The organism is Streptomyces sp. NPDC057424, assembly GCF_042803315.1.
In the GTDB taxonomy this organism is placed as follows: domain Bacteria; phylum Actinomycetota; class Actinomycetes; order Streptomycetales; family Streptomycetaceae; genus Streptomyces.
Genome location: NZ_JBHVCP010000021.1, coordinates 1 through 23825, shown reverse-complemented (window position 1 = coordinate 23825; position 23825 = coordinate 1). Strand labels below are relative to the sequence as shown.

At 72.4% G+C, this 23825-nt stretch carries 24 protein-coding genes and 1 riboswitch; of the genes, 12 read left to right on the top strand and 12 right to left on the bottom strand.

The window, feature by feature from the left end; genetic code table 11:
* Positions 1-52: 52 nt before the first annotated feature.
* Positions 53-1939, bottom strand: coding sequence for an anthranilate synthase family protein (locus tag ACFU3E_RS18675; protein WP_384158917.1), 1887 nt, complete (start codon positions 1937-1939; stop codon positions 53-55).
* 96 nt (positions 1940-2035) lie between these two features.
* Complete coding sequence (locus tag ACFU3E_RS18670) at positions 2036-2092, bottom strand: trp operon leader peptide (RefSeq protein ID WP_078625594.1); 57 nt, start codon at positions 2090-2092, stop codon at positions 2036-2038.
* A 96-nt stretch (positions 2093-2188) separates the two neighbouring features.
* Between ACFU3E_RS18670 and ACFU3E_RS18665 the strand changes: the two genes are divergently transcribed.
* Positions 2189-3541: a class II 3-deoxy-7-phosphoheptulonate synthase gene (locus ACFU3E_RS18665; RefSeq protein ID WP_384158914.1), complete on the top strand. Its 1353-nt coding sequence runs from the start codon at positions 2189-2191 to the stop codon at positions 3539-3541.
* A 148-nt stretch (positions 3542-3689) separates the two neighbouring features.
* Positions 3690-3923, top strand: coding sequence for a bacterioferritin-associated ferredoxin (locus ACFU3E_RS18660; protein ID WP_384158911.1), 234 nt, complete (start codon positions 3690-3692; stop codon positions 3921-3923).
* Between the two features lie 9 nt (positions 3924-3932).
* On the opposite strand, the gene bfr is transcribed toward ACFU3E_RS18660, so the two are convergent.
* Entirely contained in the window at positions 3933-4409 is a 477-nt protein-coding gene (gene bfr / locus ACFU3E_RS18655; RefSeq protein WP_384158908.1) for a bacterioferritin, read from the bottom strand.
* A 175-nt stretch (positions 4410-4584) separates the two neighbouring features.
* Between bfr and ACFU3E_RS18650 the strand changes: the two genes are divergently transcribed.
* Positions 4585-5235: a sulfite oxidase-like oxidoreductase gene (locus tag ACFU3E_RS18650; RefSeq protein WP_384158905.1), complete on the top strand. Its 651-nt coding sequence runs from the start codon at positions 4585-4587 to the stop codon at positions 5233-5235.
* Positions 5236-5240: 5 nt separating this feature from the next.
* Here the strand turns inward: ACFU3E_RS18650 and ACFU3E_RS18645 are convergent, their stop codons facing one another.
* The 5 genes from ACFU3E_RS18645 to thiO form a co-directional block, all read right to left on the bottom strand.
* The gene (locus ACFU3E_RS18645) at positions 5241-6119 is read right to left on the bottom strand and encodes a deoxyribonuclease IV (protein ID WP_384158902.1); all 879 of its coding nucleotides are present in this window, start codon (positions 6117-6119) and stop codon (positions 5241-5243) included.
* A gap of 58 nt (positions 6120-6177) precedes the next feature.
* On the bottom strand, positions 6178-8115 hold the full coding sequence (pknB, locus tag ACFU3E_RS18640; protein WP_384158899.1) for a Stk1 family PASTA domain-containing Ser/Thr kinase: 1938 nt from the start codon (positions 8113-8115) through the stop codon (positions 6178-6180).
* Between the two features lie 93 nt (positions 8116-8208).
* A complete protein-coding gene (locus tag ACFU3E_RS18635) occupies positions 8209-9006 on the bottom strand; it encodes a thiazole synthase (RefSeq protein ID WP_384158896.1) in 798 nt (265 codons plus the stop codon).
* Between the two features lie 2 nt (positions 9007-9008).
* Positions 9009-9209 (bottom strand): sulfur carrier protein ThiS, encoded by a 201-nt coding sequence (gene thiS, locus ACFU3E_RS18630; RefSeq protein WP_384158893.1) that lies wholly within the window; start codon positions 9207-9209, stop codon positions 9009-9011.
* On the bottom strand, positions 9206-10378 hold the full coding sequence (gene thiO, locus ACFU3E_RS18625) for a glycine oxidase ThiO (RefSeq protein WP_384158890.1): 1173 nt from the start codon (positions 10376-10378) through the stop codon (positions 9206-9208). Before thiO ends, thiS begins: the two co-directional genes overlap by 4 nt.
* A riboswitch (TPP riboswitch) is annotated at positions 10376-10487 on the bottom strand. Its footprint overlaps the gene before it by 3 nt.
* Positions 10488-10539: 52 nt before the next feature.
* On the opposite strand from thiO, the gene ACFU3E_RS18620 reads away from it, so the two are divergent.
* From ACFU3E_RS18620 to ACFU3E_RS18595, 6 genes are all read left to right on the top strand, one after another.
* Positions 10540-10890, top strand: a complete 351-nt coding sequence (locus ACFU3E_RS18620; protein WP_384158887.1) for a hypothetical protein — start codon at positions 10540-10542, stop codon at positions 10888-10890.
* 32 nt (positions 10891-10922) lie between these two features.
* A complete protein-coding gene (locus ACFU3E_RS18615; RefSeq protein WP_384158884.1) occupies positions 10923-12164 on the top strand; it encodes an NAD(P)/FAD-dependent oxidoreductase in 1242 nt (413 codons plus the stop codon).
* 122 nt (positions 12165-12286) lie between these two features.
* The gene (locus tag ACFU3E_RS18610; protein ID WP_031131943.1) at positions 12287-12652 is read left to right on the top strand and encodes an Rv2175c family DNA-binding protein; all 366 of its coding nucleotides are present in this window, start codon (positions 12287-12289) and stop codon (positions 12650-12652) included.
* A 296-nt stretch (positions 12653-12948) separates the two neighbouring features.
* Complete coding sequence (gene thiE / locus ACFU3E_RS18605; protein ID WP_384158881.1) at positions 12949-13599, top strand: thiamine phosphate synthase; 651 nt, start codon at positions 12949-12951, stop codon at positions 13597-13599.
* 98 nt (positions 13600-13697) lie between these two features.
* Positions 13698-14621 (top strand): methylenetetrahydrofolate reductase [NAD(P)H], encoded by a 924-nt coding sequence (gene metF / locus ACFU3E_RS18600; protein ID WP_384158878.1) that lies wholly within the window; start codon positions 13698-13700, stop codon positions 14619-14621.
* Between the two features lie 56 nt (positions 14622-14677).
* A complete protein-coding gene (locus tag ACFU3E_RS18595; RefSeq protein WP_384158875.1) occupies positions 14678-15613 on the top strand; it encodes a hypothetical protein in 936 nt (311 codons plus the stop codon).
* A 33-nt stretch (positions 15614-15646) separates the two neighbouring features.
* Here ACFU3E_RS18595 and ACFU3E_RS18590 read toward each other — a convergent pair whose 3' ends face one another.
* From ACFU3E_RS18590 to ACFU3E_RS18575, 4 genes are all read right to left on the bottom strand, one after another.
* A complete protein-coding gene (locus ACFU3E_RS18590) occupies positions 15647-17137 on the bottom strand; it encodes a phytoene desaturase family protein (RefSeq protein ID WP_384158872.1) in 1491 nt (496 codons plus the stop codon).
* A 531-nt stretch (positions 17138-17668) separates the two neighbouring features.
* The gene (locus ACFU3E_RS18585; RefSeq protein ID WP_384158869.1) at positions 17669-18298 is read right to left on the bottom strand and encodes a TetR/AcrR family transcriptional regulator; all 630 of its coding nucleotides are present in this window, start codon (positions 18296-18298) and stop codon (positions 17669-17671) included.
* 47 nt (positions 18299-18345) lie between these two features.
* Positions 18346-20430, bottom strand: coding sequence for a YhgE/Pip family protein (locus ACFU3E_RS18580; protein WP_384158866.1), 2085 nt, complete (start codon positions 20428-20430; stop codon positions 18346-18348).
* Positions 20402-21184 carry an ATP-binding cassette domain-containing protein gene (locus ACFU3E_RS18575; RefSeq protein ID WP_384158863.1) on the bottom strand — a complete coding sequence of 261 codons (783 nt, stop codon included), beginning with the start codon at positions 21182-21184 and terminating at the stop codon, positions 20402-20404. Before ACFU3E_RS18575 ends, ACFU3E_RS18580 begins: the two co-directional genes overlap by 29 nt.
* Before the next feature lie 168 nt (positions 21185-21352).
* On the opposite strand from ACFU3E_RS18575, the gene ACFU3E_RS18570 reads away from it, so the two are divergent.
* The 3 genes from ACFU3E_RS18570 (at position 21353) to ACFU3E_RS18560 (ending at position 23609) form a co-directional block, all read left to right on the top strand.
* Positions 21353-21916, top strand: coding sequence for an SAV_6107 family HEPN domain-containing protein (locus ACFU3E_RS18570; RefSeq protein WP_384158860.1), 564 nt, complete (start codon positions 21353-21355; stop codon positions 21914-21916).
* A gap of 204 nt (positions 21917-22120) precedes the next feature.
* A complete protein-coding gene (locus tag ACFU3E_RS18565; RefSeq protein ID WP_384158857.1) occupies positions 22121-22885 on the top strand; it encodes a methyltransferase in 765 nt (254 codons plus the stop codon).
* Between the two features lie 322 nt (positions 22886-23207).
* The gene (locus ACFU3E_RS18560) at positions 23208-23609 is read left to right on the top strand and encodes a DUF3040 domain-containing protein (protein ID WP_384158855.1); all 402 of its coding nucleotides are present in this window, start codon (positions 23208-23210) and stop codon (positions 23607-23609) included.
* Positions 23610-23825: the final 216 nt, after the last annotated feature.

The window sequence follows — 23825 nt, the reverse complement described above, 5'->3', positions numbered from 1 at the left end:
CGGCCCGGCGCCCGGCGCCGGCCGGGGCCGCGCGGCCCCGGCCGGGCCCGCGCTACACCGAGGGCGCGCTCGACGCCCGCAGCTGCCCGACCAGCTCCCGCACCACCGCCGCGCCGTTCAGCGTCAGCACCGACTCGGGGTGGAACTGCACCCCGGCGAACCCCGGCCCGCGCAGCGCATGGACCTCCCCGTTCGCGGCGCGGCTCACCTCGACACCGTGCGCGGCCAGTTCCCGGAACGCCTCGTCCTCGCAGCGCGCCGCGAAGCTGTTGTAGAAGCCCACGACCTCCCGCCGTCCGAACAGCTCGATCTCCGTCTGCGCCCCCTGGTACGGCACGTCCTTCCGTACGATGTCCAGCCCCAGCTCGGCCGCGATCAGCTCGTGCCCGAGGCAGACACCCAGCACGCCCTGCCGTCCGCCCCGGATCACCTCGGCCGTGAGGTCGCGCAGGAAGCGCATCTTGGGATCGGCGAGGTCGGACGGGTCGCCCGGGCCGGGCCCGAGCACGACGGGTCCCTCGTGCGCGAGCACCGCCTCCCGCAGCCCCGGCTCGTCGTACCGCCGCACGCTCACCTCCAGGCCGCTGGAGCGCAGGACGTGCGCGAGCATCGCCGTGAAGGTGTCCTCGCCGTCCACGACCAGGGCGTGTCCGGCCAGTTCCGCCGCGGGCTCCTGCATGCGCAGCCAGAAGGGGGCCAGCGAAGCCCGGCGTCCGTCCAGCGCGGCACGCACGCGGGGGTCGTCGGCGAGGCGGGCGCGGGTGTGTTCCGCGCGCGGCCGTGACGGCCGCACTCCCAGCGCCGCCAGTACGCCCGCCGCCTTGGCGTGGGTCTCGGCCACCTCGCCCGCCGGGTCCGAGCCGCGCACCAGGGTCGCGCCGACGGGCACCCGCAGTCGCCCGGCCGCGTCGATGTCGGCGGTGCGGATCAGGATGGGGGAGTCGAGGGTCTGGGCCCCGGCAGCCCCTTCCCGCCCACCACCCGAGTCCCGGCCGATCAGGGCCAGGGCGCCCGCGTAGTACCCGCGCCCGCCGCTCTCGTGCCGCTCGATCACCCGGCAGGCGTTCTGCACCGGCGAGCCGGTGACGGTCGCCGCGAACATGGTCTCCCTCAGCACCTCCCGCACGTCCAGCGACGACCTGCCGCGCAGCTCGTACTCGGTGTGCGCGAGATGCGCCATCTCCTTCAGCCGGGGCCCGATCACGACCCCGCCCATGTCGCCGACGGTGCACATCATCTTGAGCTCCTCGTCGACGACCATCGACAGCTCCTCGATCTCCTTGCCGTCGGCGAGGAAGCCGAGCAGGTGCTCGGGCGTGGGCCCGTCGGAGGGGTAGCGGTAGGTGCCGCTGATCGGGTTCATGACGACCGTGCCGCCGGACATCCGCACATGCACCTCGGGGCTGGCCCCGACCAGCGTGCGGTCCCCGGTGTGCACGACGAACGTCCAGTACGCCCCCCGCTCGCCCTCCAGCAGCCGCCGGAACAGCGCCAGCGCGTCGGCCCGCCCGAACCCGGGGATCTCGCCCTCGTACGTCCGCCGGATCACGAAGTTCGCGCCCTCGCCGCGCCCGATCTCCTCCCGCAGCACGCGTCCGACGATCTCCGCGTACTCCTCGTCGGCGACGTCGAAGCCGCCCCCCTCGACGCGCACGTCGTGCGCCGGGAGGTGCTCCAGGGCGTCGGCCAGCGGGACGCCGTAGGACTCCTCGGGCGTGAGTGCCAGCAGGGGCGTGCCGTCGTCGCGGACGTCGAAGCCGCGCTCGCGGATCTGCCGGAAGGGCACCAGCGCGAGGCTCCGCTCGGGGAGACCGGCGAGGCGGTCGTGCGGGGCGACCGGGCCGATCAGGACCTCGACCAGGTCGTGGTCGTGGCCCGGGGTGCGGCGGCGCAGCAGGGCGAACGGACGGGGGTCGTCCAGCAAGCCGAGCAGGTTCATGGGTCCGTGCTCCATCTCGGTGAGAGAGGAACGGACCCCGGGAAACGCCGAAGGCCGCCCCTCGGGCGGCCTTCGCGAAGTCTTGAGTACGCGCAGTCAGCGGGCCGCCGGATGAGCGGTCCACCACCAGGTCTGGGTCGAGTGCGCGAACATGCGACGCACCCTACCCCATGTCCGAGGGGTGTACCCCGTGTCTCAATTGCTGGTCATCGGTCGGGACGCCCGACACGACCCCGTAATGTTGAGGTCGTGACCGTGAACGCTAAGACCAGCGCGAGTGCTGGCAACACCTGGCGAAACCTGCCCGCGGCGCAGCAGCCCGAGTACCCCGACACCGAGGCTCTGCGCGCAGTGATCGCGGACCTCGAGTCGTATCCGCCGCTCGTCTTCGCGGGCGAGTGCGACCAGCTGCGCGCCCGGATGGCGGCCGTCGCCAAGGGAGAGGCGTTCCTCCTCCAGGGCGGCGACTGCGCCGAGGCCTTCGACGCGGTGTCCGCCGACCACATCCGCAACAAGCTGAAGACGCTGCTCCAGATGGGCGCCGTGCTGACGTACGCCGCGTCCGTGCCCGTGGTGAAGGTCGGCCGGATCGCCGGCCAGTACTCCAAGCCGCGCTCCAAGGGCACCGAGACCCGCGACGGCGTGACCCTGCCGACGTACCGCGGCGACTCGGTCAACGGCTTCGACTTCAACGAGGCCGCCCGCATCCCGGACCCCGAGCGCCTGAAGCGGATGTACCACGCGTCCGCCTCCACGCTGAACCTGGTGCGCGCCTTCACCACCGGCGGTTACGCCGACCTGCGCCAGGTGCATGCCTGGAACCAGGACTTCGTGAAGTCGTCCCCGTCCGGCCAGCGCTACGAGCAGCTCGCCCGCGAGATCGACCAGGCGCTGAACTTCATGCACGCCTGCGGGGCCGACCCGGAGGAGTTCAAGACGGTCGAGTTCTACGCCTCGCACGAGGCGCTGCTGCTCGACTACGAGTCCGCGCTGACCAGGGTCGACTCGCGCACCGGGCAGCTGTACGACGTCTCCGGGCACATGGTGTGGATCGGTGAGCGCACCCGGCAGCTGGACCACGCGCACATCGAGTTCGCCTCGAAGATCCGCAACCCGATCGGCATCAAGCTGGGCCCGACCACCACCGCCGAGGACGCGCTGCAGTACATCGAGCGCCTCGACCCCGAGCGTGAGCCGGGCCGGCTGACCTTCATCGTCCGCATGGGCGCCGACAAGGTCCGCGACAAGCTCCCCGAGCTGGTCGAGAAGGTCACCGCCTCGGGCGCGACCGTGGCCTGGGTGACCGACCCGATGCACGGCAACACCTTCGAGGCGGCCTCCGGGCACAAGACCCGCCGCTTCGACGACGTGCTCGACGAGGTCAAGGGCTTCTTCGAGGTTCACAAGGCCCTCGGCACCCACCCGGGCGGCATCCACGTGGAGCTCACCGGCGACGACGTCACCGAGTGCGTGGGCGGCGGCGACGAGATCTTCGTCGACGATCTGCACCAGCGCTACGAGACGGCCTGCGACCCGCGGCTCAACCGCAGCCAGTCGCTCGACCTGGCATTCCTCGTGGCCGAGATGTACAGGGACCAGTAACGGGTCCGCCTGTTACCGGAGCATGGACTGGGGCGCGGATCACACGATCCGCGCCCCTCTCCACTTTCGCGCTCCGAACCCGACGGGTAAGGTTAGGTTAGCCTCACCGATCAACGGGGAGGGTGCCGGAGAACGACCCCGTCGGGAGGTGAACCGCGTGTACGTCTGCAGTTGCTTCGGGATCACGGAGCGGCAGGTCAAGCAGCACGCGGACGGCGGTGCCTGCACCCCCCGCCAGATAGCCTCCGCCTGCAAGGCGGGCACGGACTGCGGGTCCTGTGTGCGCCGCATCCAGGCGATTCTGGGCAGGGGGGCCTGCCCTCGCCGTGAGCCGGCCGACCGGGACGAGCCGCTGGTCGCGGAACTGGAAGACGCCGCCTGACGGCAGGCCCTAGCTCGGCTGCTCGATCTGCTGCGCGATGTACAGCGCCTCGCCGAGCTTGTCGATCAGCTCCAGCTGTGTGTCCAGATAGTCGATGTGGTGCTCCTCGTCCTCCAGGATCGACTCGAAGAGGTTCGCGGACGTGATGTCACCCTTGCCGCGCATCACCTCGATACCGCGCTTGAGCCGGTCGATCGCCTCGACCTCGACCTGCCGGTCGGCCTGGAACATCTCGGTGACCGTCTGGCCGACCCGCACGTGGAAGAGCCGCTGGTAGTTGGGCAGGCCGTCCAGCATCAGGATGCGCTCAGTGATCTTGTCCGCGTGCTTCATCTCATCGATGGACTCTTCACGCGTGTACTTGGCGAGCTTGGTCCAGCCGTTGTTGTCCTGGATCCGGTAATGCAGCCAGTACTGGTTGATCGCCGTCAGCTCGCCGGTCAACTGCTCGTTGAGGAATTCGAGGACCTCGGGGTCGCCCTGCATCGCAGAGGCTCCTTCCACGCGGGGAAACTGGCTGGATGCGCCGCATGATTCCACTGGTGAAGAAGATCGTCCAGTAAGTCTCCACTTAGTAAGTAAGGGCATGCTTAGTTAAGTTTGCCCGGTTTCGAAGTGGGCCCGGTCAGGGGCATCACCCGGGGTCTGTCAGGATGGAGTCATGGGTCAGCCGCTGGAACACGAACCGGGAGAAGGGCGCGATTCAGCAGGAGCGACGCAGCCGGAGCTGCCCCCGGGACAGCGGCTGCAACGCGGCTGGCCGGTCACGCACTACGGCCCCGTCCCCAAGTTCCGGCCCGAGCGCTGGGAGTTCCGGGTCTTCGGCGCCACCGCCGGCGGCGGCAAGCACTGCTGGACCCACGAGGAGTTCACCGCCCTGCCCCACACCACCGTCGTGGCCGATCTGCACTGCGTCACGAAGTTCAGCATGCTGGGCGCCGAGTGGGGCGGCATTCCCGCGAGCACGCTTCTCGACCTCGCCCCGCCCGCGGACGACGTCACCCATGTGATGGTGTGGGCCGAGTACGGCTTCAGCTCCAACCTCCGGCTGTCCGACTTCGCCGACGAGCGGGTCCTGTTCGCCACCCACAAGGACGGCGAGCTGCTCACCGCCGAGCACGGCTTCCCGCTGCGCCTGATCGTGCCCCACCTTTACGCCTGGAAGGGCCCCAAGTGGGTGCGCGGCGTGGAGTACATGACCGCCGACCGGCGCGGCTTCTGGGAGGAGCGCGGCTACCACAACATCGGAGACCCCTGGCAGGAGCAGCGCTACTCCTACCAGGAGGAACCCGGGGACGGCCCCGGCCTCTGAGGCGCTCAGCCCCCGCGCAGCTTCTTCAGCCGCTCCACGTCGGCCGCGTGCCCCTGCTTGCCGCCCGGCGTCTCGATGATCAGCGGCACGCCCTCCGTCGCGGGGTGCGTCATCAGAGCCCGGAACGGGTCCTCACCGATGTGGCCGACGCCGATGTTCTCGTGCCGGTCCTTGTGGGCACCCACCACGTCCTTGGAGTCATTGGCGTGGATCAGCTTCAGCCGGCCCTCGCCGACCGTGTCCACCAGCAGGTCCAGTGTCTGGTGCATGCCACCGGGGCCGGTCAGGTCGTGCCCGGCGGCGAAGACGTGGCAGGTGTCCAGGCACACGCCGAGCATCGGGTGGGCGTCCAGCGCCTCGAAGTACGGGCCGAAGTCCCACGTCCGTGAGCACAGGGAGGAGCCCTGGCCGGCCGTCGACTCCAGCAGCAGGAACGGGTCGTCGTCGTGGGTCAGCTCGTCCAGCAGCGGCAGCAGATGCTCCCGTACCTGCCGCAGCGCCACCGACCGCTCCCGACCGCCGGTCGCGCTGCCCGTGTGCACGACCACGCCCAGCGCCCCGATCTCCCGCCCTCGCCGCAGCGAGTGCCGCAGGGACTCCACCGACCGCTCCACGGTCGCCCCGGTGTGCGATCCGAAGTTGATCAGGTAGGGGGCGTGCACGTACGCCGGGATCGACTCGGCCGCGCACGCCGCGCGGAACGCCTCGTCCTGCTTCGGGTTACCGGTCGGCGTGGCCCAGCCGCGCGGGTTGGCGACGAAGACCTGGACGGACTCCGCCTTCAGGTCACGGGCGTACGACAGGCCTACGGAGTGGAGCCCACCGGCCACGGGAACGTGGCCGCCCACGGGGTTGCGGGAGGGGCCGGACAGCTGACTGTTCACCCGTTCAGGGTGTCATGCGCCCGGCCCTGCCCGGCCACGGGCTCCCCGCCCGCAGCCGTCACCTGATCTTGATGGTGATCGTCGAGCCCTTGGGAGCGGTCCGGCCGCCCTCGACGGACTGGCTCTTGACCTCGTCGCCGAACAGGCCGAGCAGCCCGCGGTCCTCGTCGACCTGGAACCCGGCGGCCTCCAGCGCCTGCCTGGCGTCGTCGACGCTGTCGCCGACCACGTCCGGGACCTCGATCATCTCCGGGCCCTTGGACAGCGTCAGCGTCACCGTGTCGCCCTCGGCCGCCCGGCCGCCGGACTTCGGCGTCTGCCGGACGACCTGGCCCCTGTCGTACTCGGAGGAGTTGACCCGCTCGGTGGCGATCTTCACCTTGAGGCCGGCGTCCTGCAGCTCGGACCGCGCGTCGGCCTCGTCCGAGCCGGTGACGTCGGGGATGTCGACGGGGCTGCCCTTGCTGACGACCAGCGCCACGGCAGTGCCCGCGCGCACCTTCGTGCCGTCGGCCGGGCGCGCGGAGATCACCGAGCCGCGCGGCACGTCGTCGCTGAACTCCCGGGTGACCATGCCCGGCTCCAGCCCGTCCTGCCTCAGCTGGTCCCGGGCCTTGTCCAGCTTCTGGCCCGCCAGGGCGGGCACGGGCACGGTCTCGGGGCCGTCGGAGACGGTGAACGACACGGAGTCGTGGAGGCGGATACGGGCGCCCGGCTCGGGGTTCGTGCCGATGATCGTGCCGCGCTTGACGGTGTCGCTGTGGGCGTGGCTGACCTTGCCCACCTCGAGCCCTGCCTTCTCCAGCCGTTCCTCGGCCTGCGCCTCGGTCTTCGCCAGCAACGGCGGGACCTTGGTGAACTGGCCGGAGTTGATGTACCAGACGCCGGCGCCCAGACCGAGCACGAGCAGGACGGCGACGACGATGGCCGCAGGGCCGCGCCGGAACCCCGGGCGGCGCCGGGACCGCGGGGGCGGCGGCGGGGACTCGAAACGGCTGGTGCGGTGGAGGGCGGCCCCGGAGACCTCGTCGTCCTCGTTGACCGGCATCGGACGCGGTGTGGTCAGGGCGCGCGGGATCACGGTCGTCCGGTCGTCGCGGTTGTCGTGGTCCACCGCGAGCGCCTGCGGCGGCACCGCGTCCAGCTCGTCCTCGCTCAGCCGCCCACGCCCGTCGCGGACCTGCGCGAGCAGTGCCACCGCGTCGTGCGGGCGGACGGCCGGGGTGCGGGCCGTCGCGGAGGCCACCATCTCGTCCAGCTCGTACGCCAGGCCGGGCACGGCGGCCGAGGGCGGGGGCACGTCCTCGTGCAGGTGCTTGTAGAGGATCACGGCCGGGGAGTCCCCGTCGTGCGGCTTGTCGCCGGTCAGCATCTCGTACAGCATCACGCCGCACGCGTACACGTCGACGCGGGGATCGGCGGTGCCGTCCTCTATCTGCTCCGGGGCGAGGTACGAGACCGTGCCGAGGACGGTGCCGGTGGTGTTCGTCACGGTGTCCACGGCCCGGACGAGCCCGAAGTCGGCGACCTTGACCCGGCCGTCGTCCCCTATCAGGACGTTCTCGGGCTTCATGTCGCGGTGCACGAACCCGGCGCGGTGCGCGGCGCCCAGCGCGGCCAGCACCGGCTCCAGGATGTCCAGCGCGGCACGCGGCTGCAGGGCCCCCCGCTCGCGCAGCACGTCACGCAGGGTGCAGCCCGCGACGTACTCCATCGCCAGGTACACGTACGAGCCGTCGGCGCCCTGGTCGAAGACCTGCACCACGTTCGGATGGGCCAGCCGGGCCACCGACTTCGCCTCGCGGATGAACCGCTCGACGAACGAGACGTCGACCGCGAGCGAGGGGTGCATCACCTTGAGCGCGAGAACCCGGTCGAGCCGGGTGTCCACGGCCCGGTAGACCGTGGCCATGCCGCCGACCGCGATCCGCGCGTCGATGCGATACCGGCCGTCGAGCACCTGCCCGACCAAGGGGTCCTGAAGGGTCGTGTCCACGCAGGCGAGTGTACGAGCCACGACCGACAGTCCTGTCCCCCCGGCTGTTTTCGCGGCGGGACTGCAGCCGACCTGTGACGTGTGTCCCGCGCCCTACTGGAAGGCGGGCCGTTCCGGGTCCAGCGCGGCCATGCCCTCCGCCGGCGACGACGCCTCCGCGAAATGCCGCCGTGGGATCCGCCCGGCCCGGTACGCCAGCCGCCCCGCCTCCACCGCGTGCCGCATGGCGTCGGCCATCAGCACGGGTTCCTGGGCCCGTGTCACCGCCGAGGCGAGCATCACACCCGCGCACCCCAGCTCCATCGCCAGCGCCGCGTCCGAGGCCGTACCGGCGCCGGCGTCCAGGATCACCGGCACGCGCGCGTGCTCGACGATCAGCTGGAAGTTGTGCGGGTTGCGGATCCCGAGACCGGAGCCGATCGGCGAACCCAGCGGCATGATCGCCGCGCAGCCCACGTCCTCCAGCTTCCGCGCCAGCACCGGGTCGTCGTTGGTGTACGGCAGCACCGTGAACCCGTCGTCGACCAGCGTCTCGGCCGCCTCCAGCGTCTCGATCGGGTCGGGCAGCAGGGTGCGCTCGTCGGCGATGACCTCCAGTTTGACCAGGCCGGTGCCGAGGGCCTCGCGCGCGAGGCGGGCCGTGAGGACGGCCTCTCCTGCGGTGAAGCAGCCCGCCGTGTTGGGCAGCACCCGGATGCCGAGCCGGTCGAGGACGGACAGCACCGAGCCGTGCACCGAGGCGTTCACCCGGCGCATCGCGACCGTCGTCAGCTCCGTCCCGGACGCCACCAGCGACCGCTCCAGCACGTCGAGGCTGGGCGCCCCGCCCGTGCCCATGATCAGACGGGACGTGAAGGACGTACCACCGAGGACAAACGGATCGTCGGCCATGGTCAGCCTCCTTGGACGGCGGTGAGGACTTCCACGCGGTCCCCCTCGGAGAGGGGCGTGGAGGGCCACTGCGTGCGCGGGACGACGGTTTCGTTGAGGGCGGCGGCGACGCCCGAGGGCGAGGCGGTGAGCGACTTCACGACGCTGTCGAGGGCTGTGCCGGGCCGGACGTCCCGGGGCTCGCCGTTGACGGAGATGTTCATGCGGGCTGCTCCGTGCGTGCGGTGACGGGGCTGAAGCGCTTCGGGCTGAAGGGGCGGGCCTCCTCGGGGAGTTCACCCGTCGCCAGGACGTGCGCCAGGGCGTCGCCGGTCACCGGCGTGAGCAGGACGCCGTTGCGGTAGTGCCCGGTGGCCAGCAGCAGCCCCTCCAGACCCGTCGGGCCGAGCAGCGGCGCGTTGTCGGGAGAGCCCGGCCGCAGTCCGGCCCGGGTCTCGGTGAGCGGCAGCTCGGTGATGCCCGGGACCAGCTCGTGCGCGTCCCGCAGCAGCTCGTACACGCCGCCCGCGGTCACGGTGGTGTCCCAGCCCAGCTCCTCGCTGGTGGCCCCGATGACGAGTTCGCCGCTCGCGCGCGGCACCAGATAGACGTGGCTGCCGCGCACCACCGCGCGCACGGTCCGGCTCAGGAACGGCCCGTGCCGCAGCGGCATCGTCAGCCGTACGACCTGCCCCTTCACCGGCCGCACGGGAGGCAGCACGTCCTCCGGGACGCCCGCGAGCCGCCCGCTGAGGCTCCCCCCGGAGAGCACCACCTGCCCGGCGGAAGTCTCGCTCCCGTCGGCCAGGACGACACCCGTGGCCCGGTCCCGCACGACGGTGAGCCGCTCCGCCCACGCCCGGTGGAAGACCACGCCCGCCCGCTCGCACGCGGCGACCAGGGCGCCGGCCAGCCGACGCGGGTCGATCTGGTGATCGCCGTCGACCCGCAGCCCGCCGCGCACGCCCGGCGCGAGCATCGGCTCCAGGCGCCGGCACTCGCGCCCCGACAGCCACTGCGACTCCAGGCCCGACTGCTGCTGGAGGGCGTGCAGTTCGCGCAGGTGGGCCCGGTCGTCGGCGTCCAGGGCCACCGCGAGCGTGCCGCAGCGGCGGTAGCCGAGGTCCTGGCCGGTCAGCTCGGTGAGCTCGGCGGCGAAGTCCGGGTAGCGCCGCGCGGAGGCGAGGTTCAGGCCGAGCAGGGTCTGCTCGCCGTAGTGCAGTTCCGTGACGGCGGCCAGCATGCCGGCCGCCACCTGCGCGGCTCCGCCGCCCGGCTCGGGGTCCACGACGGCCGTGGCGAACCCGCGTTGCGCGGCCCGCCAGGCCGTGACCAGGCCGATGATCCCGCCCCCGATGACAAGGACGTCTGACGATGTGGACGTAGGCGACATGGGCGTCCAGCCCCTCCCTTCGCCGGCATGACCCGGATCAGGTTCTTACGGTCGGAGGCCGCCAGCCTCCCTCTCAGCCCGGTGCGTCCGGGCTCCCGCGAGTGCTTTACGTTGGCCACCCTAGCCCGATGCCCCATGCCGCAGTAAGGGAGCCTCCGTCCATGGCCCGATCCCTCGACGGTCTCGTCCTCGCCCCGGTCGCCGACCAGGCACCGGGCCAGGTGGGCACCCGCACCCGGTTCGCGTACCACGAGCGGGAGGGAGAGATCTGGGCCGAGTACACGGGCGGCGACGTCGTACGCGGGCACCTCGTGGGTACCCGGGAAGGTGACCGGCTGGACTTCCGGTACGTCCAGCTCAAGCGGGACGGGACCACTTCCTCGGGGCACTGCGTGTCGGCGGTCGTGGAACTGCCCGACGGGCGGGTGCGACTGGAGGAGACCTGGGAGTGGGAGTCCCAGCGGGGCAGCGGTACGAGCGTTGTGGAGCAGGTCACGGCGCATGAACACTGACTGACAATGTGTCAGGTGTCTATGGTGATCAGGTGAGCGAGCAGACACAGGAACCGGGTTCGTCCGCGCCGCGGCGCGTCGTCGTGGCGGGTGCGGGCATGGCCGGGGTGCAGACCGCCGTCGCCCTGCGCGAGCGGGGCTTCACCGGTGACGTGATCCTGATCGGTGCCGAGCCGCACCAGCCCTACGACCGGCCGCCGTTGTCCAAGGCCGTCCTGCTCGGCAAGTCCGAGGGCTCCGCCTTCGACGTCGACTTCGAAGCCCTCGGCATCGAACTGCGGCTCGGCTGCGAGGTGCTGGGCCTGCACCCCGCCGAGCACGTACTGGACACCGAGGACGGGCCCGTGCCGTACGACGTCCTGGTCGTGGCGACCGGCGCCGAGCCGGTCCGGCTGCCCGGCGCGGAGGGCGTTCCGGGCGTGCATCTGCTCCGCACCCTGGACGACGCCGAACGGCTACGGCCGGTGCTGGCCCGCCGGCACGACATCGTGGTCGTCGGCGCGGGCTGGATCGGCGCGGAGTTCGCCACGGCCGCGCGCGAGGCGGGCTGCGCGGTCACCGTCGTGGAGGCCGCCGAACGGCCGCTGGCGGGGGCGCTGCCCGCCGAGGTCGCCGCCCCGATGGCCGGCTGGTACGCCGACGCGGGCGCGGTGCTGCGGACGCACGCGCGCGTGGAGCGCGTCGAGCCCGGCGCGGTCCTGCTCGACGACGGCTCGCGGCTGCCCGCGGACGCCGTCGTCGTCGGCATCGGCGCCCGCCCCGCGACGGCCTGGCTGGCCGGCTCCGGGATCGGGCTCGGCTCCCACGGCGAGATCGTGGCCGACGAGCATCTGCGCACGACCGTGCCGGACGTGTACGCGGTGGGCGACTGCGCCTCCTTCCCCTCGGGGCGCTACGGCGAGCGCCTGCTGGTCCACCACTGGGACAACGCCCTCCAGGGGCCGCGCACGGTCGCCGTGAACATCGTCGGCCGGACCACGGGGGACACGCCGGCGGTGTACGACCCGGTGCCCTACTTCTGGTCCGAGCAGTTCGGGCGGTTCGTCCAGTACGCCGGGCACCACGCGGCCGCGGACACGGCCCTGTGGCGGGGCGACCCCGCCGGACCGGCCTGGACGGTGTGCTGGTTGCGCGGTGAGCGGCTGGTCGCGCTGCTGGCGGTGGGCCGGCCCCGGGATCTGGCGCAGGGCCGCCGCCTGATCGAGTCCGGCACCCCGATGAATCCGGTGCTGCTGGCGGATCCGGCCAGGCCCATGAAGGCGGCGACGGCGTAGGCGCCGGTGCTGCCGCGGGGGCTGTCGCCGGGGCCGCGGGACGGTGCTGCCGGGCTCGGCGCGCCGCCCGGGTGGACGGGGCGGACTTCCGGCTGTCAGTGGCAAATGGCAGGCTTGTTCCCGTGACCGAGATTGACGCAAAGATCGATGCTCTCGTCCCCGCCTGGCTCACCCTCCCCGACATCGCCGAACAGTTCGGTGTCGAGGTGACGCGTGTGCGGCAGCTGGTCAAGGACGGCCAGCTCATCGCCGTACGCCGCGGTGAGAACCGCGCGCTGCACGTCCCCGCCGCCTTCATCGACGGGGACAAGGTCGTCAAGGGCCTGTCCGGGACCCTGACGCTCCTGCGGGACGACGGCTTCACGGACGAAGAGATGCTGGAGTGGCTCTTCACCCCGGACCCCAGCCTGCCCGGCACCCCCGCGCAGGCGCTCAGCGAGAATCGCGGCACGGAGGTGAAGCGCCGCGCCCAGGCGCTCGCGGTCTGACCCGGCCCCGACCGGACAAGCGTCCGGTGCCGTGCGAGCGGGGCCGGACCTGAACACCGCCCGATGCGGGGGCCGTGGCCCGGGGTGTCACTGCCCGGGGACGGCTCGCGCCTGCCCGGGGAGGCCGTGGTCCTCCCCGGTGGTGGCATGCGAAGCCCGGTGAGGCCGTGGCGGGACCGGGAGCAGGCGTAAGGTGCCCCAGGCGTCAGCGGCGGGACAGGGGCGCTCCCGCGCCGTACGCCACGTGAGTCGGGTGCTCCGGCACCCGAGAGCCACCGACACCCAGGGGGACACGCATGACCGCCGCCACCGCACGGGCCCAGCTCGCCGACGCCCGGGTCTACCTCTGCACCGACGCGCGCAAGCGGCAGGGGGACCTCGGGGAGTTCCTCGACGCCGTGCTGACCGGCGGGGTCGACATCGTGCAGCTGCGGGACAAGGGCATGGAGGCCGGGGAGGAGCTGGAGCACCTGGCCGTCTTCGCCGACGCCTGTGCCCGGCACGGCAAGCTGCTCGCGGTCAACGACCGCGCGGACGTCGCCCACGCCGCCGGATCCCACGTCCTGCACCTCGGCCAGGGCGACCTCCCGGTCCACGCGGCCCGCGCGCTCCTCGGTGACGACATCCTGATCGGCCGCTCCACCCACGCCGAGTCCGAGGCCGCCGCGGCCGCCCTCCAGCAGGGCGTGGACTACTTCTGCACCGGCCCGTGCTGGCCGACCCCCACCAAGCCCGGCCGCCACGCGCCCGGCCTGGACCTCGTCCGGTACACCGCCGCCCTCGGCACCGACCGCCCCTGGTTCGCCATCGGCGGCATCGACCTCGGCAACCTCGACCAGGTCCTTCAAGCGGGCGCCCGGCGCGTCGTCGTCGTACGGGCGATCACCGAGGCCGGCGACCCGGGGGCCGCGGCGGCCGAGTTCGCGAAGCGGCTGCGGGAAGCGTAGTTGCGACGGTTTGTCCAAGGGATGGACAGCAAGTGGACAATTCGGGCAAATGTCGGCCCGCGGTTGGGGGACCGACCGCCCCTGGCTAACCTGCCGGTATGGCCCTCGGCACCGCATCCATCAGGTCGGACCACGCTCGCACCGTCCGCGACATGCTCGCGGCCGGCAAGACGACGTACTCGTTCGAGTTCTACGCCCCCAAGACCCCGAAGGGCGAGCGGAACCTGTGGAACGCGCTGCGCCGGGTCGAGGCAGTGGCGCCCGACTTCGTCTCCGTGACCTACGGCGCGGGCGGTTCCACCCGCGCCGGCACGGTCAAGGCGACCGAGGCGATCGCCTCCGACACCACCCTCACCCCGATCGCCCACCTCACCGCGGTCGACCACTCCGTGGCCGACCTGCGCAACATCATCGGCCAGTACGCAGACGCCGGGATCCGCAACATGCTGGCCCTGCGCGGCGACCCGCCCGGCGACCCGATGGGTGACTGGGTGCCGCACCCCCGTGGCCTCGCCTACGCCGCCGAACTCGTCGAGCTGATCAAGGCGTCCGGCGACTTCTGTGTGGGCGTCGCCGCCTTCCCGGCGATGCACCCGCGCTCCGCCGACTGGGACACCGACGTCCGCCACTTCGTCGACAAGTGCCGGGCGGGCGCGGACTACGCCATCACGCAGATGTTCTTCCAGCCGGAGGACTACCTCCGGCTGCGCGACCGGGTCTCGGCCGCCGGCTGCGACACCCCGATCATTCCCGAGGTCATGCCGATCGCCAGCGTGAAGACGCTGGAGCGGATCGGGTCCCTCACCAACGCCGCGTTCCCGCCTGCCCTGAAAGAGCGGATCCTCACAGCACAAGACGATCCGGCCGCTGTACGCTCCATTGGGATCGAATTCGCCACGGAGTTCTGTGCGCGGCTGCTCGCCGAGGGTGTGCCCGGCCTGCACTTCATCACGCTCAACAACTCCACCGCGACACTGGAAATCTACGAGAACCTGGGCCTGCACCACTCACCGCAGGCCTAGACCGTTCGCACCGGTATACGACACACTGCGTAGCGGCCACTGGGAGAGGGGCGTACATGGGCTGGACGGTCCTCTACATCGCGTTCGGCATCGTCGCGCTGTGGCTGCTGGGCGAGGTGCTGCTGCAGTACAAGGCCCGGCTGCGCTGGCGGCTGCTGGCCTTCGGCGGCTTCCTCGGCGTCGTCATCGGTGTCCTGATCTCGCAGGTCGTCGTGATCGGCCTGGGTGCCGCCGCCTTCGCGGTCGGACAGACCTACGTCACCCTCTCGTTCCGTAGCGGCTTCTCGGCGGGCTGGGCGATGAACGCGCCCATGCTGGGCGGCAGCAAGCGCCGCCGCGGTGAGCGCGGCCGCCAGGAGCCGACCCTGGAGGTCTCCGGCCTGGAGGCCGAGGGCGGCTACGACGACGAGGCCGGCGCCTACCGCCACGACCCCGACGCCTTCGGCCAGGACGACGACTACGACCGCGACGACGTGTTCACCCCGGCCCGCCCCGCCCACCAGCCGGCGGCGGCCGAGGCCACGGCCGTCTACGAGCCGCAGCCCGTGCCCGAGGACACCGGCTCCTACGGTGTCTACGACAACGGGTACCAGGCCGGGGGGGAGCAGGCCCAGGACCAGTACGCCGCCCAGGCCGCCGACCAGTCCTACGCCTACGACTACTCCGGCTACGGCCAGCAGCAGGGCTACGACGCCACCGGTCAGCAGCAGTACGCCGCCTACTCCGACCCGTACATCGGCTCCTCGAACTACGGCCAGGCCGCGTACGACAGCACGTACGGCGACCAGCAGTACTACGGTCAGCAGGGCTACGGCCAGGACCAGTACGCCGGTACCTACAGCGGCGAGACCCCGCCCGGCGGGGTGTGGGTCCCGCAGCAGCGCGACACCGACGAGTACGGGCAGGAGCTGCCGCCGGAGCAGCCGTACCCGTACCAGGGTGGCGGGCAGCAGCCGCAGGGGAACGGCTTCGACGAGCAGTACCGTTTCTGAAGCCTGAGCCCTGCCGGGGGGTCGCCGTCGCGCTCACTGCGAGCCGCGGAACTCCGGCCCCTCCACGATCAGTCCCGCGACCAGCGCGCCCGACATGCCCGCGTGCGGCAGTCCGCCGCCGGGGTGGGCCCAGCCGCCCACGGCGAACAGACCGGGCACGCGCGTGGTGTTGGACGGATGCAGCAGCCGTCCTCCGGCCGCCGCCAGGGCCGGCACCGGCACCGCCCCGCCCTCCGCGCCCGTCGCGTCCGCGATGTCGGCCGGGGTGCGCACCTCGTGCCAGAGAAGGCGGTCGCGCAGGCCGGGCACGGCGCGTTCGGCGACGGTGATCATGCGGTCGGCGAGATCGCCGTGAGACCGGCCGGGCCGCGCCGGCACCACCGTCGTGAGGGTGATCGCCTCGTGGTCCGCCGGGGCAAGGCGCGGGTCGCCGGGCCGCAGCACCGTGACCGTGGGACGGGAATTTTCGGCCGCCGTGCCGAACAGGGCGTCCAACTCCGCCTCGCGGTCCGGGGTGTGCACCACCGTGCGGTGTGCCGTCCCCTGGGGACGGGCGCCACGCAGGGCGAGCAGGAGGGTCAGCCGGCCGGCCGCCGCCGGCTGCGGCGGCACCTCGCCGTCTCCCCGTACGACGGTGCCCGCCGTCAGCCGGGCCAGGACACCGGGCGCGACGCCGGCGACCACGAAGTCCGCCTCCGCGACCGACCCGCCGGCGAGTTCCACCCCCGACACCCGGCCTGCCTTCTCCAGCACTCCGGTGACGTCGGCGCCGAAGTGGAACTCGACCCTGCGGGCCAGACACCGCTCGTACACCGCCCGCGCCAGCTCGCGCAGACCGCCGCGTACGTACCAGGTGCCGAAGGCGTGCTCCACGTACGGCAGCACGGCCGCGCTCGCCGGGGCGAGACGGGGATCCAGGCCGTGGCTGAGGGCGTGGCTCTCCAGGAGTGCCGTGAGCCGGGGGTCGCGCAGCTCCCACGCGCCGACCTCGGCCAGGGTGCCGGCCCGGCGGGTGCGCAGCAGTCGCTTGTGGGGCACCGACGGGTAGGGCTCACGCTCGGCCAGCACCTGCCAGTTCGGCCACAGCGGCTCCTCCAGGAGCGGCCGCCGGGTCCGGTCCCAGGCCTCGCGGGCGCGGACCAGGAAGTCGCCCCAGCGCTTCCCGGCGCCCGCGCCGAGCCCCTCGTCCAGAGCTGCGACGACGCCCGCGCGCGAGGCGTTCGGCAGCGCCACCTCGGTGCCGTCCGCGAACACGTGCCGCGACGACGGATCGACCTGGACCAGCTCGACGCAGGACTCCAGCGGCTCCTTGCCGGTCTTGACGAACAGGTCGCGGTAGACGGCGGGCAGCGGCAGCAGGGCGGGCCCCGTGTCGAAGGAGAACCCGTCGCGCTCGAAGCGGCGCAGCGCTCCGCCGTAGGTGTCCGTCCGCTCGTACACCGCCACCCGGTGGCCCGCGACGGCCAGCCGGGCGGCAGCCGTCAGCGCGCCCATCCCGGCGCCGATCACCGCAATCCGTGCCATGCCGGCGACTTTATCGGCCCCCACTGACAGTCCCGGCCCGCGGCCTGCGGATACGGGCACGGAGGTGCTCGTGACCAGGGCGCGGCCGAGCGTCGTGGGGCCCCGTGCGCAGCACTGAGTATCCGTACCTAGCCGGGGAGTTGAGTACGCGCGCGGATGGGGGACGACCTGCGCGGACGAGAGAGTGGAGGCACGGAGAGGGGCACGGCTCCGGCACCGGCGACACGGGGCGCCGGAACGGGGCCGGCCCACGATCCGCTCCTTCCGCCGGCGGTGCCGGCGGGAGCGAGGCACGGGGGAGAACCGGGGGACGACCGAACGGGGGTCGTGCGGGGGGACGCACGGGGGAGCAAGGAAGGCGCCGGTCCGAGGTGGCCCGCGGGGGACGCGGCCACACCGGACCGGCGCCTTCGCGTGTGCACCGGCCGCACGGGCCGGCGCTTTTCGCGTGTGCACCGGCCGCACGGAGCGGCGGCCGTCGCTCACCGCGTCCGCACTGCGGGCCTGGCGGCAGCCGCTCGCCGTGCGCGGTCAGCGGCAGCCGCTCACCCGGCCCTGGAGCAGGCGGGACAGTGCCGCGTGGACATCGTCCAGGGAGCGTTCCGGCTGGAAGGACTGCCAGTCGAGGGCCGCCACCAGGACCATGCCGACCAGGGCGGACGCCGTCAGCGAGACGTCGATCTCCTCGCTGAACTCGCCACCCGCCACGCCGTCGCGCAGGACGTCCTCCACGACCGCGACGGCCTGCTGCCGGACCACCATCAGCGTGGACTGCCAGGCCCGGTTGGTGCGCCACAGCTCGGCCACGTACAGCTGGGTGAACGCCGGGTAGCGGTCGATGAAGACCAGCCCCGCGCGGATCATCGCGTCCAGGGCGTCGACCTTGGAGCCCCCCTCCCGGGCGGTCCGCTCGGCCGCTTCCCGCAGGGAGGCGGTCAGCAGACCCACTCCGTGCCGCAGCAGTTCCTCGAAGAGGACGGACTTGCTCGCGAAGTTGTAGTAGACCGTGCCCTTCGCGACCCCGGCACGCTCGGCGATCTCGTCCACGGTCGTGGCGGAGAACCCCTGCTCGGCGATGAGCGTGACGGCCGCCTCATAGAGCTTCTGCCGGGTGGCCTCGCGGCGCGTGCTGCCGCCCGACGCGGCACTGCTGCTTTCCATGGCCCTGATTGTCACAGGAACCTTTCCGGGAGACGTGCCGGTGGGGCTCACAGGCTCAGCTCCGGGTGCAGCCGGTCCAGCGTCCACACCTGGCGCCGGCGGGCCGCCACGGCGGTCAGCGCGAGGGCGCCCGCGGTGAACGCCGTCAGCACCACGCACGCGTGCCACACCGGTTCGAGTCCACCGCCGGTGATGAGTCGCCGGAGGGCCTCGACGACGTAGCTCATCGGCAGGAACGGATGCAGCGCGTTGAAGAACCCGGGGCTGGTCTGCACGGGGTACGTGCCGCCCGCCGAGGTCAGCTGGAGCATCAGCAGCGCGAGGACGAGGATCCGGCCCGCCGCCCCGAAGCGGGCGTTCAGCCACTGCACGATCGCCGCGAAGCACGCGGTCACCAGGAACAGGAAGCCCACCGTCCCGGCCGCTCGCGCCATCTCCAGGCCGACCGCCCAGTGCAGCACCGACATCAGCGCCACCGTCTGCAGCACCCCGATCGCCACCACCGGAAGCCAGCCCGCCAGCGCGATCCGCCACGCCGGGGCGCCCGCGGCGAGCGCCCGCCGGTTCATGGGCGCGATCAGCATGTACGCCACCATCGCGCCCACCCACAGGGACAGCGGGATGAAGTACGGGGCGAACCCGGTGCCGTAGTTGGGCGCCTTGTGAAGGTCCTGGGAGGCGAGCCGCACCGGGTCGGCCATGACCTCGGTGCGCCGGTCGCGGTCCTGCTCGTCGTAGTCGGGGATCTTCTCCGCCCCGTCGTGCAGGCCGCCGGCGAGCTTCCCGGAGCCGTCGACGAGCTTGAAGATGCCGCCGTTGAGGTCGTCCGCGCCCGTCTTCAGTTTGCCGACGCCCTTGTCCAGGTCGACGGCGCCGGTCTTGGCCGTGCCGATCCCCTTGTGCAGCTTCTTCGCTCCGGCGGCGACCTCGGCCGCCCCGTCGTTCAGCTTGTTGATCTTCTTGACGGCGTCGGCGAGGTCCTCGGAGAGGTGCGGTGCGCGGTTCGCCAGGGCCTGGGACTGCTTCTGCAGGGTGGCGAGGTTCTTGTCGAGCTTGTCCAGGTCGCCGTCATGGTCCGCGATCAGGGTGTTCAGGTCGTCCGCGATGGTGGTCACGTCCGCGGCCGCGTCCTTGGCCTTCTTCAGATCGGAGCAGGCCGCGTCGGGCAGGACGGGATCGTCGCAGCGCCTGGCGTACACGTCGTTCAGCGTGCCGGACGCCGCACGGGCGCCCTTGGCGGCGGTCGGGGCCGTCTCCACCAGGGTGTCCAGGTGCTTGCGGATCACCCCGGAGGAGTCGGCGACCAGCTGGGCGGTGTCACCGATGGTCTTCTCGTTGCCCTTGAGGAAGGGACCGACCTTGTCGGCGGTGCCGTTGACCCGGTCGGCGAGCTTCTGCGTGCCCTCCGCGACCCGCTTCGAGCCGTTCTCCAGGTCGCCCGCGCCCGTGTGGAGCTTCTTCAGGCCCGTGGAGAGCTTGCCGCTGCCGTCCTCGGCGTCCTTCAGGCCGTCGGCGAGGTCCTTGGAGCCCTTCTCGGCCTTGCCGATGCCGCCCTTGAGCCGGTCGGCCCCCTTCGCCGCCTTCACGGTCTTGCCGTGGATGTCGGAGAACGACACGAAGATCTTGTCCAGGAACGACCGGGACGTCTTCGTGGACGCCGCCTGCCGCACCTCGCCGAAGACCGTGCGGGAGATCTGCCCGACGATGTAGTTGTTCGCGTCGTTCGTGCGCACCTGGAGGGCGCCGGTCTCCGGGGTGTCCCCGGAGCTGGAGACGATCCGCTCGCTGAAGTCGGCGGGCATGGTGAGCGACAGGTAGTAGCTGCCGTCCTCGACGCCCTCGCGGGCCTCGGTGGCGCTCACCTCCCGCCAGTCGAAGGTCTTGCTGTCGCGCAGCCCCTTCGTGATGTCGTCGCCCGCCGTGATCTTCTTCCCGTCGGCGGTCGCTCCCTTGTCGTCGTTCACGAGCGCCACGGGGATCCGGTCCAGACGGCCGTACGGGTCCCAGAACGACCACAGGTACAGCGCGCCGTACAGCAACGGCAGCACCAGCAGCGCGACCAGCGCGGCGCGCGGCAGCTTCCCCCGCCCGAAGCGGCGCAGCTCAAGCGCGGCCAGTCTCGGCGAGCGCATCGGCCTTCTCCTCTCCCTCGTCGACCTGGTCGTTCTCGGCCGCCGGCTTTTCGGGGCTCTCCGCGGTGGAGACCTTGACGGCGCCCTCGGGGGTCTCGCTGCACACCGCCACGACCGTCGTCCCGGCGTCGGCCAGGGACCTGAGCAGCGCCCGGACCTCCTCCCGTTCCCCGTCCGAGAGCTTGAGGCCGGTGTCGTCGACGCCGAGCAGCCGCGGCCCGCCGACGAGGGCGAGCGCCACCGACAGCCGCAGCGCCTCCAGGCGCTCCAGATCCCGCACGGCCGTGCGCGGCCCCTTGGGCAGGGCCTCCAGATCGAGCCCGGCGGCTTCGAGCGCGGCGTCGACCCGTCGGCCGGCCGCGGCCGCCCGCTCGCTGCGGGGCCGCAGGAGGCCGCGCAGCGACGTGCCGAAGCGCTGCTGGAGCAGCGCGCGCTCCCGCAGGTGCTCGCCGGCGGTCAGCGCCGGGTCGAGGTCGGTGACCCCCGGGACGTGCGCCAGCGCGCTGAAGCCGCGCACCGCCGCCATCTGCTTCGGCAGCCTCGCGTCACCCACGACGGCCGTGCCCTCCGAGACCTTCATCCGCCCCGTCAGTGCGAGCAGCAGGCACGTGCGGCCGGACCCGGACGGGCCCTCGACCGAGATGAGCGCACCCGGCTCGGCGTCGACGGAGAGCCCGCGGACTGCCCATCCCCGAGGCCCCCTGATCCCGAGGCCGTCGGCGACGATCCGCACCCCTCCCGCCTGTTCCCCCACGAGTCTCCCCTGAATTTGAACTGACTGGTCAGTGCAAAAACTACTCCGAACCTGCGACCGGAGCAAAACAGCAGGTCAGAACGGATTGTCAGTGCCATACCTCACGATGGGTCACATACGGCACTCCGTGACCGGACGCGCCGTCACCCAGACGACAGGAGGTTCGTCATGGCCAGCTACCACGCAGCAGCCGCCCGCCGGCGCCGCGCCACCGGCCCTGCCCCCTCACTGACCGGCCCGGCGAGCGACGTGCACCCCGTGCTGCGCCGGGCCACGGCCCCGCCCGCCGCCCTCGACCTGCTCGCCCAGGCCCGCGCGAGCCTCGACGAGGCCACCGCCCTGGAAACACCGAACGAGCGCTACGCGACGGCCCACCTCGCCGCCCTGCGCACCGCCGCCGCGGTACTCGCCGCCCGGGGGCGGCCGGAGACCTCGCCCCGGGCCCGGGCCAAGATCCGGAGCGCCTGGGAAGTGCTCCCCGAGATCTCGCCCGAACTGACCGAGTGGAGCGCACTGTTCGCCGCCGGTGCCCGGCGCAGGGCCCGGGCCGAGGCGGGCATCGAGGGCGCGGCCACCGGCCGGGACGCCGACGACCTGATACGGGACGTCGCGATGTTCCTGCGCCTCGTCGAGCGGATGCTGGTCCTCCAGCCGGTCCTCCCGCAGCCCCGCCCGGACCAGGACCAGCCGGAGGGCCCCGGCGCGGGGAGGGACATGCCGGACGCGGGGTGACCCGGCAGTGGTGGTTCAGGCCCGTTCGGCGGCCCGGGCCCGAAGGTCTGCCCCGGGCCCCCGGGACCGGGTCATCCGGACGCCGCGGCCGAGGCAATAGGGTGGGGGACGCCTGAAGTCTTCCCTCCCCGTGGCCGGGGCCGGGAAGACGCCCCGTTCGCGCCGCCGTGCAAGAGGCGGTGCCGCGCCGAGGAGTCAACTGCCGTGTCGGACCCGATGCGCCCCCGCGCCTCACTCCGTACCGCCGTGGTCTGGGAGGTCCTCCAGGACGCCCTGGACCGCCGGGTCAAGGCCACGGGGCGGGAGTCGCTGGACGTCCTCGACACCGGAGGGGGCAGCGGCAACTTCGCGGTGCCCGTCGCCCGTCTCGGCCACCGGGTCACCGTGGTCGACCCCAGCCCCAACGCACTGTTCGCCCTGGAGCGCCGCGCCGCCGAGGCCGATGTCGCCGACCGGGTCAAGGGTGTTCAGGGCGACGCCCACGGCCTCTTCGACGTGGCCGAGCGCGGCGGCTACGACGTCGTGCTGTGCCACGGCGTCCTGGAGTACGTGGACGACCCGGCCGAGGGCGTCCGCAACGCGGTGGCGGCCCTGCGCGCCGAGGGCGTCCTCAGCCTGCTCGCCGCCGGGCTCGGCGGTGCGGTGCTGGCCCGCGCCCTCGCCGGGCACTTCAAGGAGGCCCGGCAGGCACTCGACGACCCGAACGGACGATGGGGCACGGGTGACCCCGTGCCGCGCCGCTTCACCGCCGAGCAGCTCACGGGACTGGTCGAGGCCGCGGGGCTGCGCGTGGGTGCCGTGCACGGTGTGCGGGTCTTCGCCGACCTGGTGCCCGGCGTCCTCGTGGACACCGAGCCCGGAGCCCTGGAAGCGCTGCTGAAGCTGGAGGAGGCCGCGGCCGAGCTCCCCGCCTTCCACTCGGTGGCCACACAGCTGCATGTGCTCGGTGAGACCGGCGGGGGCCGGTGAGGCAGGTGGGTCCGGCGAGGCCGGTGGGGCGGTCGAGGCCTGAGCCGCTTCCTGAGGTACCGCCGCTGATCAGGGCCTTGGCTGCGCATGGAGTACGCCACAGGCCCCCCGAACGGGGGCGGCGCGCCGTATGATCGAGGGAGACCGTTCCGGCATGACGGATCGGCCGCCGGGGAATGGAAGCCTCAGCGAGCCGGGACGCCCATGGCGGATTCCGGTTGGTCAATTGGCGCAGAGGGGCGGGTTTCACGGGGGCGATTCCCTGCCTATCCTGAAGGGACCCCCCGGGTCGCCCCGGCGACTGCACGATGAGGAGGACTCCGTGCCGCTCTCGGAGCACGAGCAGCGCATGCTCGAGCAGATGGAGCGAGCGCTGTACGCCGAAGATCCCAAGTTCGCGACAGCGCTCGAGGGAAGCGGGCTGCGCACGTACACCCGGCGACGGGTCTACCAGGCGGTCGCGGGCTTCCTCGTAGGTATCGCGCTCCTCATGGCTGGAATGGTCGCCAAGCAGGTCTGGCTCAGCGTCGTGGGCTTCCTCGTCATGCTGGGCTGTGCGGTGCTCGCCGTGACCGGCTGGCGCAAGGCTCCCAAGCCGGGTGAACAGACGGCTGCCGGTGCCACCGGGCCCCAGGCCCGCCGACAGGGCCGGCAGCGCCGCTCCGTGATGGACCGCATCGAGCAGCGCTGGCAGAAGCGCCGCGACGAGCAGGGCGGCCATTAGCCCTTCGCGCAGCCTCTCCAGGACTACGTGAACACGTAAGTCAGGGGGTGACCACCGACTCGGTGGTCACCCCCTGACGCATGCGTGTGCCGGTCGTCGGAGCGAGCCGTCGGAAGCCTCCGCACGCACCGGCAGCCGGGGCCGAACCCTCGCATCGACCGCTACGGTCGGCCCGCCCCCGACGCGACAAGGCCGGCCGGCGCACCCGCGCCGGCC

What these genes read in the sequence shown, in the direction of transcription:
- ACFU3E_RS18595 (WP_384158875.1), top strand. Translation starts at nt 14,678, where the DNA reads ATGGGCTGGACGGTCCTCTACATCGCGTTCGGCATCGTCGCGCTGTGG.
- ACFU3E_RS18570 (WP_384158860.1), top strand. Translation starts at nt 21,353, where the DNA reads ATGGCCAGCTACCACGCAGCAGCCGCCCGCCGGCGCCGCGCCACCGGC.
- ACFU3E_RS18590 (WP_384158872.1), bottom strand. Translation starts at nt 17,137, where the DNA reads ATGGCACGGATTGCGGTGATCGGCGCCGGGATGGGCGCGCTGACGGCT.
- thiO (WP_384158890.1), bottom strand. Translation starts at nt 10,378, where the DNA reads ATGTCGCCTACGTCCACATCGTCAGACGTCCTTGTCATCGGGGGCGGG.
- ACFU3E_RS18650 (WP_384158905.1), top strand. Translation starts at nt 4,585, where the DNA reads ATGGGTCAGCCGCTGGAACACGAACCGGGAGAAGGGCGCGATTCAGCA.
- ACFU3E_RS18585 (WP_384158869.1), bottom strand. Translation starts at nt 18,298, where the DNA reads ATGGAAAGCAGCAGTGCCGCGTCGGGCGGCAGCACGCGCCGCGAGGCC.
- metF (WP_384158878.1), top strand. Translation starts at nt 13,698, where the DNA reads ATGGCCCTCGGCACCGCATCCATCAGGTCGGACCACGCTCGCACCGTC.
- thiE (WP_384158881.1), top strand. Translation starts at nt 12,949, where the DNA reads ATGACCGCCGCCACCGCACGGGCCCAGCTCGCCGACGCCCGGGTCTAC.
- bfr (WP_384158908.1), bottom strand. Translation starts at nt 4,409, where the DNA reads ATGCAGGGCGACCCCGAGGTCCTCGAATTCCTCAACGAGCAGTTGACC.
- ACFU3E_RS18620 (WP_384158887.1), top strand. Translation starts at nt 10,540, where the DNA reads ATGGCCCGATCCCTCGACGGTCTCGTCCTCGCCCCGGTCGCCGACCAG.
- ACFU3E_RS18580 (WP_384158866.1), bottom strand. Translation starts at nt 20,430, where the DNA reads ATGCGCTCGCCGAGACTGGCCGCGCTTGAGCTGCGCCGCTTCGGGCGG.
- ACFU3E_RS18635 (WP_384158896.1), bottom strand. Translation starts at nt 9,006, where the DNA reads ATGGCCGACGATCCGTTTGTCCTCGGTGGTACGTCCTTCACGTCCCGT.
- ACFU3E_RS18675 (WP_384158917.1), bottom strand. Translation starts at nt 1,939, where the DNA reads ATGAACCTGCTCGGCTTGCTGGACGACCCCCGTCCGTTCGCCCTGCTG.
- thiS (WP_384158893.1), bottom strand. Translation starts at nt 9,209, where the DNA reads ATGAACATCTCCGTCAACGGCGAGCCCCGGGACGTCCGGCCCGGCACA.